Source organism: Thermobacillus composti KWC4 (assembly GCF_000227705.2).
Classification (GTDB): Bacteria; Bacillota; Bacilli; order Paenibacillales; family Paenibacillaceae; genus Thermobacillus; species Thermobacillus xylanilyticus.
Genome location: NC_019898.1, coordinates 61,903 through 79,160, shown reverse-complemented (window position 1 = coordinate 79,160; position 17,258 = coordinate 61,903). Strand labels below are relative to the sequence as shown.

Sequence of the window (17,258 nt, the reverse complement as noted above, 5' to 3'; positions counted from 1 at the left end):
CGGAGTGTATCTCGATATTTGTAGACACCCTTATCAGTCAAATCATGACGTACTTGAAACGATCCGCAATTTCTTTGAAAGAACCTCCTACGCAATTGCGTTAGCGTAGGAGGTTGATTTTTGACTATGACTTAATCCTGTCTTTCAAGCGGAAAATGAGTGCTGCAGCCTCAGCTCGGTTTAAGTTATTCTGCGGCCGGAATGTCCCGTCCTCATAACCCACTACCATTTGCAGGCCGGAAAGGTAACGGACATCCGCTTCTGCCCACTGCGAAATCAATCCCTGGTCCGCGAAGGTGATGCCTTCAACCCCTCTCTCCGTATTCATCTTCCGAAGCACGTTCGCGAGAATTTTCGATGCCTGCTCCCGGGTAATGGGCTCGTAGGGGGCAAATCTACCTTCCCCAACACCATGCACCAATCCATGCTTTGCCGCCGCCGCGATCTCCACCGCGAACCAGTCGCCCGGGCTCACATCCTTGAATGTGCCTTCGTAAACCCCACCTGTCTGAATATGCAACAATCGGACGATCAATGCTGCAAACTCGGCCCGCGTAATCGCACGCTGCGGCTCAAATCGAGTCGGGGTTACCCCCTGGATTACACCCTGTTCCGCAAGTGCCGTGATCTGATCTTTGTTGAACGCTTGGTCAATATCCACAAAATGCACTTCTCGTTTTTCTTCCGACTGCTTCGACGGTTCTGGTTTCTGAGTTTCCGGTTTTTGCTCAACTGGCGATTTGGATGGCGGGTTTGCTCCGCCTCCGCCCGCGGACTCCTCATCCGTCCGGCCGACAACCGCCTTCTCGGCGCTCTTAGCTCCGCCCTCGTTTTCCGCCCATACCTTTACGGTGTACGTTCTTCCCGCCCCCAGACCGTTCCAAAGGAAGCTCCGGTCTTTTCCGCGATAGATTTCTTTGTCTCCATAGCTTAACACGAAGATTTCGTTCGGCGATGCGAGTTCCCATTTGAACTCGATGCTGCTCGTTCCCTTCGTGACGGCCGTGACCGTGAACTGGTCGGAGGGCAGCGTCTCGAAAGCAGGAACCGCGATCGCTTCCCCGTCGCCTGCGTCATTAAACGGCACCACGCGGATGTTGTCGTACCTCTTTGCGCTCTCCAGTCCCGTCAGCGTGACCTTCGTTTCCGTCGTCGTCAGCACCAGTTGATCGCCGATATACACCTTATACCCTTTAGCCCCCGGTACGGCTTCCCAGGATAAATCAAAGCTGTTCGCGCCCGGGTTTCCAGGTGTCGGCGCCTTCGGCATGCCGGCTGGCAGCGTCGTCGTGGTAAACGTAAATGCGGTGTCGCTTGCCCCCGATCCGTTCGCCGCTTTGACCGTGTACGTGTATTCGATGCCCGGCAACAGACCGGTATCTTCATATATCGTCGAGGACACCGGCACTCGTCCCACTTCAGCGCCGTTGCGCTCGATGATGTATTCTTCCGCTCCCTGTACCTGGGCATTGCCGAAGTTAATCAGCACACTGTTCGGTGTCGGCGAGAAGGTGATTTTCTTCGGCGCTTCCGGCTTGGTAAGCACATCGAAGTTCACCGCTTCCGTTTTGGCACCGCTTTGGTTCTCCGTGTGGAAGGAGACGGAATGCACTTTACCGGCCTCCAGGTTCTCCAACACAAAATGCCGGTCTTTTCCACGGTACACTTCTTCCCCGTTATACGTCACCACAATGATTTCCCCGATGGATGGAAGATCCCATGTAAACTCCACATGGTTCGTTCCCGGATTCGGCTCTACGGTCAATCCGGTGATGCTTGGAAGTGTTTCAAACGTCTCCACCGGGATGGCCGCACCATCTCCCGCCGCGTTGTAGGGGATAACGCGAATGTTGTCGTATACGGTTGCGCTCGTCAGATTCTCCAACGTCGCATACGTATCCTCGGTGACGCTCACCAACCGGTTCCCAATCAGGATTCGGTATCCGTCCGCCCCCGGCACCGCATCCCACGTCAGGGTGACGCTCGATTCGGTCGCGTCTCCCGCAGCGGCCGGAGTGCTTACTTTCGCCGGAAGGGTGAGGGCCGATACGGTAAAGCCCGCATCGCTCCGTCCGCTTGCGTTCGCGGTCTTCACTTCGTACGTGTAGGTCGTGCCCGGGGTCAAGCCTTTGTCTTCAAATGTCGTATCGGTCGCCGGAATTCGGGCGATCTCTTCCCTGTCGCGGAAAATGATGAAATCTTCCGCACCACGAACAGCGCTCCCCGTAAAGTCCAGCACCACACTCGTGTCCGTTACGCCACCCACACCCACCGTCTGCGGTGCAACCGGTTTGGTCAGTATCTCGAATGTCACTCCTTCCGATTCCACACCGCTTGCGTTGATGACCGACACTTCAAAGGTGTACTTCGTACCATCCTGCAGGTTCGGCAAGGTTGCGCTCGTGTCCGAGGTGGTATATACGTCCCCAGTGACGGTGTTTCGGATCTGGAAGGCGGCTGCCCCTTGAACCGTATCCCATGTCAACGTGACGGCATTCGTTTCCGCTACGGTCTGGATGCTTCCTGACGGTACCGGTTCGGTCTGCGTCGTAACCACAAAGCTGAAGCCTTCGCCCACCCCGCTCACGTTTTGTGCTTTCACCATGTAGGTATACTTCGTCCCGGGCGTCAGGTCTTGATCCTGATATGTTTTGTACGTGGTCCGGATGGCGGCGATTTCCTCGCCGTCCCGTTCGATGATGTAACGGTCCGCCCCCACCACTTGGGTCCGGCTCAGATCCAGCGTCAGCGTATGCTTGCCGATACCGGTCGCGCTCACGTCCACCGGTTTCTTCGGCAGGGTCAAAAAGCTGAAAGCCGTTCTCTCCGAAGCGATGCCATTTGCGTTCTCCGCGCGGATCGTAAACTGATATGTCTTTCCATCGGACAGGCCCGTCAGCGTTGCCCGGGTGTCGCTTCCCCGATAGAGCTCCGTGTCTCCGTCTTCAATGATGTATTGCGCTGCGCCATTGACCGTTGCCCACGTCACATCTGCCTGGTAGGCTTCCGGAACCGTTACCACGCCGTCCGGTGCCGCCGGTCTGGAGATCCAGGTAAACACGGCCTTTTGGCTTTCGCCCGTCGCATTCACCGCTTGAATCTCGTAGGTATATATCGCCCCCGGTGTCAGACCTGTTGCCGTAAATGCGGGCTCTGCCGGCGTGCCGATGATCGTCCCGTTTTGCGTGACGATGTAGCTCGTGGCTGTTTCCACTACATCCCATTTCAGGCCGATTGTCGTTTCCGTCGTTTCACTCACCGTCACATGGTTCGGCATGTACGGACGGGTCAAGAACGTTCCGGTCTCCGCCGCGCCGTAACCCGAAGCATTGCCTGCCTCCACCGTAAAGTTGTACGTCTTGCTTCCGGTCAGTCCGCTCACGACCAGCTGTTCATCCTGCACTTCCACGGTTTGGCCATTTACCGATACCCGGTATCTGTCGGCCCCGGTCACCGGAGACCATACGAGCGTGGCTTCCGTCTCTCCGATTTGGGTCGCCTGCAGGCCGGCCAGCACATCGGGAAGAGTGATGCCGCTGGTTGTCGTGCTGACTCCCTGGCCGCTTGCGTTTTCCGCATAAACCTCAAAGGTGTAGGTCGTGCCCGGGGAAAGGCCGGTCACGTCCAGAGAGGTTGTTCCGAACGGTACCGTTTGATACGGCTGTCCGTTCATCCGGATCACATACTGGCTCGCCCCCCGCACTTCGTCCCAGCTGATCCGCAGGCTGGTCGTCGTCGGGTTGGTCAGCTGCAGGTTCTCCACTTTCGCCGGCAGCGTGATCAGGCTCAGGGTAGACAGGTCCCCACGGCCGGTTTCGTTTTGGGCGTATAGCCCGTAATCGTACACCGTTCCCGAGAGAAGTCCCGCGTCAAAGAAAGTGTTTTCCGGTCCTCCGTAGATCGGGGCACCGTTACGCGTCACCTGGTAATACGTAGCCGAAGTTACCGTATCCCAGTTGAGACGGATCTCCTGCTCCCCGATTTGTACGGCGGTGAAGTTGCCCGGAGCGGCCGGAAGCGTTAGGAATCCGGCGTTCGTTGCTGCTCCTTCTCCGCTCGCGTTGATTGCACTTACGGAGATGGTGTACGTCGTGCCCGGGGCCAATCCCGAAACCGTTTGGTACACCGTTTCCGTCACCGACTGGTTATACACGATGTTGTGATTCTGGTCCTTCGCGACAATCCGGTAGCTCGTCGCGCTTTCCACCGGATCGAAGGTGACAGTGGCTTGGTCATATCGCGTGCCGACCTTCTGAACCACGACGTTGGTCGGGGCTTTGGGCAGGGTCAGCGCCGTCACCGGGTCGCTGGTTGCGCTTTGGCCGACGTGGTTGATTGCCCTTACCACATACTGATACTCTTTGCCGCCCTCAAGCGCCGTGTCCGTGATCGAGTTGTTCGGATGCGTCAGCGTCCAGGTTTGGTCGGTCGTCAAATTGGTCACTTCATATCGGTATCCGTCCGTATATCCGCTCTGCAGGTCGAATTGAAGCTGCGCGCTGGTCTCGGTCGTTTGAGTGACTCGCACGTTCCCCGGCACCTGCGGCATCCGCTGCATTTTGATAGGCTGAGATACCGTTTCGAACGAGTTACCGGCCACATCTTCTACTTTCGCGTGCACAAACCATACGCCTTCGTTACTGATGGTCACCGTTTGGTCGTCGGACGCGGCCGTATCCCAGTTGCCCGGAGCGTCCGGTGAATTGGTGATCTTGAAAAAGCGTTTGTTGGGGGCCACGCCGGAATGGGCGTCTGCGTAATGGATGGTAACCTGTACGTCAGTCGCGGTCCATTCCTGCCCGTTCGGGGTGACCGAAATCGTCGGATCTTCGTTGTCCACAAAAATGTCTCGCGTGATTTCGTTCCCCACGTTCCCAACGGCGTCCCTCGCCCGGACCGATACCGTCGTCACGCCGTTCTGGGTGACCGTGCCGCCTGTTCCGGCCGTATACTCTCCATCGTTCAACTTGTATTCGTAGGTGACCGGGTTCACATCCATACTGCCCCCGATTGTGAACGTCACCGGGTTCTGCGTCCATGTCGATTCGCTTAGCGTGATGCTCGGGTCGCTCGGAGCCGTTTTGTCGATCCGCGCAGTGCTCATGACGGCAGCACTCGCGTTCCCCACGTTGTCGACGGTTCGGGCGTATACATCGGTCTGCCCTTCATTCGAAATGGTGACTGGTCCGGTATAGTCGGTCCATGCGCCGGCCGACCCGAGTTTGTATTGGCTTTTGGCCGTGCCGCTGTATGCGTCCGCACCGCCTGTGATGCTAAAGGTCACGTTTTGGTTGGTCCAGTCCGTCGTACTCATGTTCAGGACCGGCTGTGCTGGCGCCGATTTGTCCACCAACGCATTCGCGCTGGAAGTCGGACTCGCATTGCCGACGTTGTCGATGGTTTGGGCATAGATGGTCGTTTGCCCTTCGGCCGAGATCGTGAATGGTCCGGTATAGTCGGTCCATGTACCTCCGGAGCCGATCTTGTACTGGCTCTTTTGCACGCCACTCTGCGAGTCGCTCCCGTGCGTAATCGTCACGGTGACATTCGAGTTGGTCCACCCGGACGGATTGACTGAAATGGCAGGCTGCGCTGGGGCCGTCCTGTCGATGTTGTTTACGATGTAACTCTGACTCCTGGTGTTACCGGCGTTATCCTTGGCCGTGAAAGTGTACGTTCCGTTGCCGGTCACGACATACGATGCGGTCCCTCCCGACACCCATTGACCATCCGGTTTTTGGATGGAATTGATGCCAGTTTCATTGTCGGTGCCATTTGCCGTCAGCGTCACGTTCCCAGACGTCCAGTTTGTTGTGCTTGGAGTGATTGCAAGCGAAGGCTGAACGGTATCGATGTATTGCTTGTGAACAACCGACGAGAGGTTACCCTGATTGTCGACCGCCGCGACATGCACGTAAAAATTGCTCGATACCTGGCCGGGCCAACTGTAACTGGTGCCTGTCGTTTCAATCACGTTATCCGGTACGGTGTTCGGGTTCGAATCGACAACGACAGAGTAACCCTTCAAACCTGTAGTAACGGTAACAGGATAATTATTAGACAACGGCGAAGATCCGCTGGGCGAGATACCCATGATTTGATAATTGTAAGTTGTTCCGTTATCTCCGGAAGAAGGAGACCATAAAATTTGCGGGTATCTATTCGACACCGACACGTTTACATTTGAAACAGGATTTGGCCCAGCCGTATCAATAGCTGCAGTATCGTCATAGTCGGACAAATATCCTTGATAAATCATATTTCCATTACGGTAAAGTTGAACTTTCGTCGCATAGCCAAACTTCACGTCATCGACTTGAAGGACTCCATCCGTTGTCCATGTAATGGTCGGCATAAAACCGTGTTCATAAAACTCATAGTATGGATCGGACATAAACGCATTGGAACTTACAGTATGCCATTGTCCATCCATCGGAATATTGCGTCCCGGAAAACCCACGTATGCCCAATAGTTTTGAAGGACAGGCTCCCCTGCTGAAAATATATCGACATTAGGGGTATATGGATTACCGAAACCATCAGAAGTAGTCCATGGCCTTGAACTTGTTGTTTGAGATGGGTCAAGTACAAATTTCTGCTTTGCCGCATTCCACCGGTAGAACAATAGTCCATAATTGTGGTCCTTATTGTGTGATGTAACGATATGGAATAAGTCATTATCATTAAAATTGACCGGTCCCCCGCCAGAAACATAAGCAGAGAACTCAGATGGCGTTGTGTTCCAATTAATTGTCTCTCCGTAATAAACAGTCTTCCCGCTGTGGTCGGTTAATGGAATGCCCTGATTTCCCCAAGGAGATTCATTCGACCAGGTTACATAACCGTTTGTTCCTCCAAAGCCACGTACTTTATAAGTGATACTCAAGGTACTATTATCTGGGATACGTCTTGCTGAAAATTTTGAAACACTAGAAGTAGAACTGGTTGCTGGCCACCACCAAGCGTTGCCGGTACCGTTCTGAGTATTTGTTAGTTGCATTGAACGGAAACCTGAGAAGGCAGACCCGCTTACAATAGTCTGGTTCCCCGTTTGTGGATTCCCGCCTCCCTTAAAATTAGGGATCTCTTCCCCACTTTCAAATGAAGTCTGAGTCAATACGTCTGAAGGTTGAATATCAACTGCCCATTCTATCTTCACGTGGTTTCCCAATTGATATGCATTGAGTTGGGGAATCTGTACGGTTGCAGCACTTGTTCTCTGAGGAAACTGCAACGATCCTGCCACGATTGAAAGACTAAGAAGGCATTTAGTGAGAGCCCCCCATCTTGATTTTGCCATTGCAACTCTTTTCCTCCCTGATTTATTAATTATTTATTTAGTATATCAATATATTAATATTATGCTGCCAATTATTCGATTTCGCTGTTTGCGTCAATTACATTTACTCAATCAGCCCCTTTTCAATACCAGTTGCAATTTGGAGAAAACTCTCGAAAATGTCTGGATCGAACAGTTCACGTTCATTCTCCATGATATTTATCGCTTCTTTATGTTCCTTTTTGCTCTGATATGGTCTCCCTGTCACCAGTGTTGCATATGTGTCTGAAACTGCCGCGATGCGGCCGGCAAGTGGAATGTCCTTCCCTTTCAATCCTTCCAGGTACCCGCTTCCGTCGAAGCGTTCATGGTGGTACCGAGCAATATCGATTACCAATTTCGGCATTCTAAGTTGTGTTAACATATCGACGCCATCCGTTACGTGTTGTCTTAGAATCTCACGCTCACCGTAATTCAGGAGTTGGTTGCCCTTCAAAATTGTATCGGGCATAGCAAGTTTGCCAATGTCGTGGGTTAATGATCCTACATAGTACATTCCCGCATTTGTCCGATCATGTATAAGGGCAAGACGAAACGAAATACGCGCCATGATTAAGGAATGCTCGGCCGTTACTGCATCCCTCAACTTAATGCTTGCAAAAAGGGTGTCAATAACACCCAAAATTCTGTTTTTCTCCTCATTTCCTTCTTTGACTGCCGTCGTCAATTTCCGGTGGAGTCTCGTTTCCAATCTTTCACCTTCTTTCTAACCCGCTTCCGCATTAGTTTGAACTTGGACGGACAATTCAATAAATCCCGGTCCGCCATACTCTACGACTCTGTTCTTTCCTGTCTTTTTGGCCACGTACATTGCTTGATCGGCTTTTTTTATAAATTCGGCTGGATTCCAGCCTTCTTGATATTTACAGAAGCCGATGCTTGCCGAGACCCGATATTCCTTTCCCTCAATCGATTGAAATACCGTTTCCTCATATATTCTAGCGCGAATGTTCTCCGTCAGCTCATCCATATCGACAGATGGTTCAATTATCAGAGCAACCATCTCTTCTCCCCCGTATCGTCCGGCGACGCCGATCCCCTCGACTTCTTCCTGTAGGATACTTGCAACCTTTTTTAGTACCTGATCCCCTTTATCGTGACCCTGAGTGTCATTCAGTTCCTTAAAGTTGTCCACATCAATGAAAATGATGTACGAGCTATGCTGTTTTTCGACGCATCGATTTACATACTTCATGAACTCTTTTCTATTAAACAATCCAGTTAAGGCATCGGAGATCGATGAATAGTAGGTACCCTGTATTATTTGTAGTAAATGGTCAACTATTATCAATAAAAAAATCGCGTATGCCGTAACTAGAAGCATGCTCGCGCCGAATGAAAAAACCGGGTGTTCTTCCTTTGTTAATGTGTCTGCCAATAGAAACAATTTCGAAGTAGCAAATGCCCCAAGCAGCCAATGTGCTTTTTTCGCATATGGAATTCCATTGGCGAGAAAATACCAAGCGACAAATGTACAAACTACAGCGATCACTTGGGCTGTCCAAGTCTCATTTACAAAGAATGAAATAAGACCTATCGCTGCACACAATCCGTACAATACGATTTGTTCCTTAACATCACTGCTGTTAAACAGCAAATACAGACCATAGAACAACGCAATAAAGAGTGCGTCCCCAAGATTTATATGTACAGCTTCATATGGGTTTTGAAGGACGATGATCGATACTATTTGAAAAAGGATTGTTGCTAAAAGAGTTGTCAGTACATGAATGTGCGCCTTCGATTTACGAATCTTCGGCATCTTCCGCGTAACGACCCATGTGATTATAAGAATAGGCAACAGAAGAATGGAAGTAAGAACATCTCCTTGTTGCCCAGCAAATAGTTTGAACAAGCCCATTCCGCCCCCTACTATCATCCTGATGTTGTACGCGGATACCACCCGATTTTTACCAGGTGGTATCCACGGTCACGATCAAGTTAGTGAGTTCCACTTTCTCCGAAATCGTCAGACGATGACTTATCTGCATGGTAGAATACTACGTCACCGTCAATCAGGTTGACCCTCATTCCATATGGATCCGTAATTTGATAATTGAATCCTTCTCGGCGCCATTGGTTCGCTTCCGGAATCCCAGTTCGAATGTACTGCAGGTGCGGATTATTCAAATCACCATTTCGGATCGTCTCAATATCGAAATTTACGATGATAAAGCCCTTTTTCAAGAAGATCGGGGCATTATCGTTTAATCGGTGTGTGCGTCCGTACTCTGCCAAGTTTGTCCCCCGGGGGACTGCATATACCTGGGCCGGCAAGCTGTACTCCCCGTACCATTGTTGAACCGCGGCATTTTTTCGATAAGGATCGACGCCGTTTGGAACATCGAACCCACCAATAAAGGTTCGTAGAGGTGCAGTAATCAGCTCGACGTCATATCCGCCAACATACGTCGGTTTTTGTGGCTTCCACCATGAAGGGACGCTGCCGAAAAGTTTCGCGAGTGTGCTGGCGGTGTTGTTGATCGTTTGCTGTGGTACATTTCGCAATCGGTCGTCCAAAGTAACATTTCGTTTCTGCACATCGGCAGACGAACCGACTTTGATGAAATATTTGCCGGCGTTCGGATCGTGATAGTATAAGTCAACCGGTTGGCGATTGCCGTTCATGTCTACAAAGTAGAATGACGGCTTAATCCGGATTGAATCGTATTGGCCGAACATATTACCTTTTGTTTTTAAGTCAAATTTGAAGTGATATCCGGTTTTTATTGCAACGTTTTTGTATTCCGAATACGGATGACTTCCACGGCGGATTGGTAACTCGTAGGGGAACGAAAAACCGTTTGGTGTACCGTCTATCCCCTTATCTCCGACCGGATACATGACACCAGATGGTGTACTGCTGCCCGGAGCTATCCTAAACACCTTCTGCCAATTGAAGTCTCCAATATCGGTGATACGGAAGTCATACACCCGGCCAATCACTTCGACTGGTAACGTACGCGTGGCCACATGGTTCTGCCAGTTTAGATTTGCATTGGTTTCAGTTGTAAAATTGGCTGGGGCGTTTTCAGCGATAGCTCTCGTATAAACATTGTAGTCGCCCTCGTCTATCCAAACCGGCATATAAAAGACCATCGTATCTTGGCCTTGCGGAAACGAAATCCAAGTTCCCGGAGGAATGTAGCTTGAATTATCGTTCGGCCGCGTGAAGACGCCAAACTCAAACTGCACTTGCCTGTCTTTTGTGTATTTTGCATAATCTCGGTTTCCATACCCGAGATAGTTGTTATGCTGACCGGTTGTCGGAATTGTTACCGTAATCGGCCTGTCTAACACAAAAGCGTTCCTGCTGTAATTGGGATTGGTTTTCTGATTAAACGCGCTGTCATTGGAAACATAGCTGTAATCGACAACCGGCGTATGCACCGTAATGGAATTCATCCCGTTTATATCGAAGTTTTTATCCGCTCCACCTTTTATGTTTCCTGGAATAAGGGTGTAATAGATTTTTCCGGTTGTCGGCTGATTCGCTTTATTTACCAATGTTTTGCTGATAACATACCCGCCTTGATACAACACGTTTGGTCCGATCGTTGTTGGTTGCGGGATAGCTCCTGGTGTAGGAGCGGTCTTATCATGCTGCGCGCTATCCATTATCGTTGATCCGTTAAAAATCACTTTGTCATTATTGACCTTATTTTCTTTGACCGCAGATTCCGCTCTTGATTGGAACAACGAATCTTCTACGGGTGTCGGAGGTTCGGTTGCACCGCCTGGGACTGTCTGTGTACCGAGATCGACTCCGCTGCATGGTTGCGGGTGTACATGAGAATTTACCGAATCATTGTTTTCAGAAATCAATGTCGGCGGAGTATATCCGTTTGGATTCAATGTTACAGTCCCACCATAACCGCCAAGTGCATAATTCGAAACTGTGGCCTTATCGATCTTGTACACTTCAAGATTATCGATTTGCCAATAACTATAGTCTCGTATAACGGTCATGTTCTTGGTAACGGTCACGTCCCTCTCCATCGGTTGCGGCGGAACGCCCGGATCACCCGTCCCTGAAGATGGACGACCAGGAATTGTCCATGTCTTATGGTAGGTTTTCTTGACTGTAACGGTATATGTTACTTGGCCGGTCATATTTGCCCATTTGCTGGAGAACAAATAATTCATGCCGAAAACATTGGCATAAAGGCTTTCGGATGTCGGAATCCCTTGTTCTACGTTAAATTTTTCGGCCCCTCGATTGTCAGCTCGCAGCATACCGCTTGCAGAAGGATTTAATTGCGAATTCGAAATGACAGTACCTTTACTCGGGGGGCCGATTACAAAGGTACAACCAGGGGCTCCGCCTCCACCGTCGTCACCGCCACCACCGCTACCGCAGTCTTTCACAGTGACGGTACTTGTCCCGGTTTCGTCTATATTTTGATCCGGATCATAAAAATGCGCAGTAATCGTAGTTGTTCCTACTGTCCCCTTTGAGGTAACTATTCCGGATTGATCAACGGTAGCCACGGACGGATTTGAGCTGCTCCAAGTCAACTTTGGATGAGATGTCAAATCATACGTCCTGCCGTCTGACTTTGTTAAATGAGCTTCCAGTTGATATGAAGCCGCTCCTTCCGAGGTACAGAATTCGTGTGAATCCACTGTCAGCCCAGGTTCTGCTGTCACTGTTATTGTTGCATCATCAGATATTCGGTATGTTCCGTTGTCCCAAATGGCTCGTATTTTCACAGTCCCGGGGCTCACACCTGTTACTTGACCGGTTGAGCTAACCGTAGCAATGGATTCGTCTTCGGATATCCAAGTCGTTTCATTACGAGACTTAACGTCATACCATATTCCCCAGGTATCGGAACCCCAATCCTTCGTTCTTACGCTGGCGTTAAGCTGTTTCTTCTGTCCGACACCGATCGTTGAATCAGGGTTTACATCGATTTCTTTTTCTTCATAAATATCACCCGCCCAAGTAATTCTAACAGGCGTATCATACTCAACGATCATTTTAGGACAACCATTTGGACGTTTCATAAATTCTTCTAAATATGTTGGTGTATACGATTGACCAGTTATTGAATTTATACGCGCTTTCTTTTCGCTTATAATTGTTGGTTTTGAATCGGCAGGTTTATATGAAGGTGCATTTATATAATCAACTCTGTGAAGACGAATATTTTGAACATTTGCTCCATTTATTTCTATCCCTCTGTCGTCAACCCAACGTTCAGCAGGCCATTTTGACATGTCCACTTCATCAGGAATTTCACTATCGACTGGACGAGGATTTTCACAACTTCTGTTCCAATCGACTATTTTATATCCACCCGAGTAATCGGCCCTAAAGTTGCCCGCATCCAATTGATACCAATATACGCCCGGCGTCGATATCCGCGGGTCAGAAGTAATAGTTTTTGGTCCGATTCTTTGTGTTTTCGGCGGTATTGTGCCTGCCGCTTTCGCAGCAGGCACAGTTACTACTATCAAGTTTATGAAAATAGTAGCAAGTGTTATGATAAGTGTTATTATATTGGTTAGCTTAAAGAGCTTCTTCACATATCATCATCCTTGCTCACTTATTGAGAATTATTCCAACAACATCTCCACTGTCCGTTTTAACTGAGTATGTTACATAGTTGTCGATTGGCACTTTATCAATAAATTGCACTACCCAAAATCGTTTTTCCTGTCCTTTTACAAAGAAGCTAGATGGGTTCGTTACCGGAATTGTAGGCAGACCATATTCCGCTACTTTAGGACCGTCCAAATGAGTTACGGATGTAATTCCATTATCCATACCATTTGCAAGTGTGTTTGGATTTCCTTTGTCCAAGGTTGACGTTAAAGAAATATCAGAGAAAACAAAATAACTGTTCTTAAATCTACTCGGTACATTTGAGACAAACATCGGGGCGTATACACCGCTTCCTTGATCCCCTTCGGAATCAACAAAGATGATTCGATGCACTTTAAAACTGCCGGAGTTATTTTTCAATTTAATTGGCTTGTCTAAGATATCAGCGAAGCTTGTTTTTTTACCGTTAAGATTCGTGGTATATCGATATTTCGTCAGGCTCGTCATATTTGTTCCTGTCGTACCGACCTCTCGAAGTTCATTCAATGCTCTGTATTTATCCGCACGCGTCCCTTCGACTTTTGCATAACGGAGCAGAATTGCTGTTACTTCGGCTCTTGTCGTAGTATTAGACGGCCGGAAGGAGCCATCCTCGAAGCCTTCAATGATCCCGGTTCCCTTAACGAGTGCAATGTATGGGATTTGCTCAGCGGAAATGCCGCCTTTATAGGTTTCAGGAGTCGGAAGCAAGGTGTTTTTTGTATCAGCCAAAGCTTGTTGAAAACTCGGGTCCGATTTCGCAAGTCCTGTCGAGATCCATTTCATCATTTCATAACGAGTCAATGGTTTTTCAGGTCCGAAGCCATTCGGATAATCCGACGGGTCAATAAAGCCCAATGCAACCAATTTATTGACTTCTTCTTTGCTCCAATGAGTTTTCAGGTCCGGGAACACATCCGATGTACTGCTTGCCGGCTTTAGAGTCGTAACACGGCTCAAAAGCGCTGCGTACTCCGACCTCGTAATTGTCCCGTTTGGACGGAAAGTACCGTCAGGATATCCATTAACATATCCCTTTTGAATAGCGGTTTTTATATCATTTTCCGCCCAGTGACCTTTAATATCGGAGAATGTTACCGTCTGAGAAGTTGCAGCTTTTACAGGCTCCTTCGCACCTGTCACGACACAACCGACAAAAGTTATTACGGCCATAGCTGTAATCAGAAACTTCTTCATTGTTTTTCCTCCAAATCATAGGAATTGATTTCTGTAAATTCGATGGGTGAAATGTTTTCAACCTCTGGCAAATCTATCACCAGAAGTAAGTAGTAATCGTTGTTTTGAACGATGAGATCCGCTTGACCTGGTTGACGTCGTTCATAAATGCCTTTTCGATAGCCGGTGACGAGAAACGGAATTTCGATACGCCCTTCAATCGTTGTTAGTGATACTCTCTCGATCATCTTGAAAGCAAGCGTACGTTTATCATAAACAACAGCTGATGTCTCGCCGAAGAAGGTTTTCTTTGCCCCGCTTTTATATGTTTCAACCACCTTTCCAACAGCACGTACAACCATTTGTGCGGGAACGCCATACTTTTCTCTGACTACATAGTAGCAATGCTTTTGCAGTTTGATTTTATTTCTGATGGTGTTGGTCTGAATCCCGATGTCGCTGATAAAATTGCAAATTTCGCTGAAAATCTTCATGGTGTGAGCAAGCAATTCTCGCTGACGTGCATCGGCCAAGAGTTTGAGTTTCAACGTGTATAGCACCGATTCACCCCCTCTAAGGGATATTTTACCACCTATATAGATTAAATCAATCTATTTTGTATTAATTACTTTCATCTATGGGTTATGCCGATGCGTGATCAGCGATGGGTTTTCGCAGCTCAATGGGAAGTATCCAGCAGCGGCCGCTTCTTTTTCGTTCGTATAGGTTTCCAATATTTCGTAATCGGTGCTGGTAAATATACTCCTACATTCGTTTCGAAAATAGTATTTTACTCCGGTATTTTTATCCACGGCGCCTTTTATTTCACTTCGTTTGATCAACCGACTTCCACCAAGAGCATAGTGATTGTATGTGGTTTTCCCGATAGGCAGCCCTTGTATGAAGGCCATCACTCCCACATCATCTATTGAATTGTTCCATTCTTCTTGGGTTATGTACGGCAATGTGAATGTATAGGAGATACCGTACCGTTTTGCATGTTCGTTGTGATAATTGATGAAGTATTGCAAATCGTTTTGGATTGCATTAACGATCGTTATTCGCCTTACTTGGTCGAATGTTTCGGCATTCTGAAGTAGCGGGACTGTCGGACACTCCGGAGCAAGCTCATCGCGTTTTCCATAGTGCCAAGTCTTTGTGCTTTTTTCGTACACAGTAACAAAGTCATCAAGCGTAAAGGATAATGAATTTCCGTTGGCATCAACGTAAGCATACGGTTTTTTAGGTTGAAGCACGTGTCTTTCTTCGTTTTCTCCGTTGTCATTTCTGAACTTATCAATTGTATAGAGATAGTATCCGTCATATCCGATTACAACGACTGCAGGTACGTAACGTTGGAGTACGCCACCTAAGATGCTATCGTCCCTTGCTTCGAAATTAAGATACAGGGTGTTCCAAAATGCTTGAATTGCTTCCTCAACGTTAACGTTTATTTTCTTCGCCGATTCATATTGTGCTTCCTTGTCTTGGTTCACGTTAAACTTTAAGGCTTTTGCTGCATCGATGACTGCCGTATCGATCGCAGCATTATATCGCATTTCCAATTCTTTTGTAAGGCGAAGATCATTCGTTTTATAGTTGTTGATATAAAGAAACGGCAGCATAACGATCACGAATACGATTGAATAATTAATAATCTTCATTCAAAATCATCCCTCCATAGGGGATGTAAATGCGAGTGTTTTCCGATAGTCCTCCATTTAAGAAATCCCGAATAATACCTGCATTTGTTTGGTTCGTATTTCTTACCTTCACATAAAAGTAGTCGCCAACTGCCATCTTATATTTCCGCGATTCGTCATTCTTTGGCTCTGTGCTGTCCGGAAACAGGACAGGCATGATTTGATTGTTATAGAACCCTTCATAATCTACGTTAAATCGATTTTGAAAAGTTGCTGGGTTGGCAGGATCCGAATAGACCGGATTGTAACGTTTGTGGTAGTGCTCCAGCTGTATGTCATATGTATTTCCGGTCATCTGCAATTCTTGAACAAAATCGTTATACATGGTCGGTGATATATACCCTTTATCCCTTACCGCATTCACGAAATTGGTGACCGCATTGTAAGCGATCATGTAAGACAAATCATCCTGCCGCTCGTACGCCTCTGATACCGGCCAAACATACAAGAGTAACGCAGCCAGAAACGCCGCAAATATTTTTCCTACCGGGTTCTGCATCATATTTTCCCCCCTTTTTATTGCGACGTAAATGTAACCCTGGCTAAAGACCCGTCAGATTTTCTTGTGTATGAAGGCACATATTTCTTGGTAAGATTAACGACACTGACATCGGTTTGTTGAATGTCTAGTCCAGGATGAAATGTAACACCATCTACACTTATGTCGCAGCCAACATCATCGATCAGATTAATGGTTTGCAGCACCTGAGCACCCGTTACGGTATAAGTTCCCGTTATTTTAAGGTCCATCCTTTGGTTGTGATCCGACTTCTTCATTAATTGATAGGTGCCATCTAATGTTGAAGATGTTCCGTTAAAAAGCAAAATGCCCACAGTTAAAGCACCTACAAAAATAATTCCCGAAAAAAATATAATGATCATGCTCGTTACGTTTCTCATGGTTTTCCCTCGATTTGGGGGTATCTGCCCCCGTTCAAACGGGGGCAGACTTTTTATTTGGATTATTGCTGTACGAACACAATGCCACGGACTACGTTGTTTTCATCTTTAACGATTTGGGATGTGAATGTTCCGTTAGGATTCACATAGTCCGAAGATGTTTCGTTTTGTGCGTTACTAATAGTGCCGGTTCCATTTCCGATAACCGAACCATATCCTGCGGTTCCCGGGGGAACAGTCGTATTCAGTTGACGCCCATACCATACAGCAGTCGATGCTTTACCAGTTTTCACGCTGATGCCAAATTCATAGTTGGGGCCAGTATATTTCCGGATCGCATTTACTACATTGCTACCAGAAACAACGGAATTATCATATGCAACAAACTCCGCTTGCGAAAGTTCAACGTTCAAACCTGAGAACTTCTTCGTTGCGGTTTTGGCGCCATCCTGTGCGTTCAAGAACACCATTACTCCGATTGTAATCAGTGCGATCGTCAACAACAGAGATGCTCCAAAATACAGTGCTTTCGATGCATTAGTAGACATTG

The 17,258-nt window shown here is 48.1% G+C and carries 10 protein-coding genes; all 10 read right to left on the bottom strand.

Annotated features, from left to right (window positions below; genetic code table 11):
* Positions 1-124: 124 nt before the first annotated feature.
* On the bottom strand, positions 125-7,300 hold the full coding sequence (locus THECO_RS19755) for a fibronectin type III domain-containing protein (RefSeq protein WP_015256752.1): 7,176 nt from the start codon (positions 7,298-7,300) through the stop codon (positions 125-127).
* Between the two features lie 103 nt (positions 7,301-7,403).
* The gene (locus THECO_RS19745; protein WP_015256751.1) at positions 7,404-8,030 is read right to left on the bottom strand and encodes an HD-GYP domain-containing protein; all 627 of its coding nucleotides are present in this window, start codon (positions 8,028-8,030) and stop codon (positions 7,404-7,406) included.
* Between the two features lie 15 nt (positions 8,031-8,045).
* Positions 8,046-9,200 (bottom strand): GGDEF domain-containing protein, encoded by a 1,155-nt coding sequence (locus tag THECO_RS20805; protein WP_015256750.1) that lies wholly within the window; start codon positions 9,198-9,200, stop codon positions 8,046-8,048.
* An 80-nt stretch (positions 9,201-9,280) separates the two neighbouring features.
* Complete coding sequence (locus THECO_RS19735; RefSeq protein WP_015256749.1) at positions 9,281-12,871, bottom strand: DUF5704 domain-containing protein; 3,591 nt, start codon at positions 12,869-12,871, stop codon at positions 9,281-9,283.
* Between the two features lie 16 nt (positions 12,872-12,887).
* Positions 12,888-14,126 carry an S-layer homology domain-containing protein gene (locus THECO_RS19730; RefSeq protein ID WP_015256748.1) on the bottom strand — a complete coding sequence of 413 codons (1,239 nt, stop codon included), beginning with the start codon at positions 14,124-14,126 and terminating at the stop codon, positions 12,888-12,890.
* Positions 14,123-14,653, bottom strand: a complete 531-nt coding sequence (locus tag THECO_RS19725) for a hypothetical protein (protein WP_157373766.1) — start codon at positions 14,651-14,653, stop codon at positions 14,123-14,125. The genes THECO_RS19730 and THECO_RS19725 overlap by 4 nt, the downstream gene beginning before the upstream one ends.
* Before the next feature lie 87 nt (positions 14,654-14,740).
* Positions 14,741-15,769, bottom strand: a complete 1,029-nt coding sequence (locus tag THECO_RS19720; protein ID WP_015256746.1) for a hypothetical protein — start codon at positions 15,767-15,769, stop codon at positions 14,741-14,743.
* Positions 15,756-16,307, bottom strand: a complete 552-nt coding sequence (locus THECO_RS19715; RefSeq protein WP_015256745.1) for a hypothetical protein — start codon at positions 16,305-16,307, stop codon at positions 15,756-15,758. Before THECO_RS19715 ends, THECO_RS19720 begins: the two co-directional genes overlap by 14 nt.
* A 17-nt stretch (positions 16,308-16,324) precedes the next feature.
* Positions 16,325-16,708, bottom strand: a complete 384-nt coding sequence (locus tag THECO_RS21375) for a hypothetical protein (RefSeq protein WP_015256744.1) — start codon at positions 16,706-16,708, stop codon at positions 16,325-16,327.
* A 62-nt stretch (positions 16,709-16,770) separates the two neighbouring features.
* A complete protein-coding gene (locus THECO_RS21370; RefSeq protein ID WP_015256743.1) occupies positions 16,771-17,256 on the bottom strand; it encodes a hypothetical protein in 486 nt (161 codons plus the stop codon).
* Positions 17,257-17,258 lie beyond the last annotated feature (2 nt).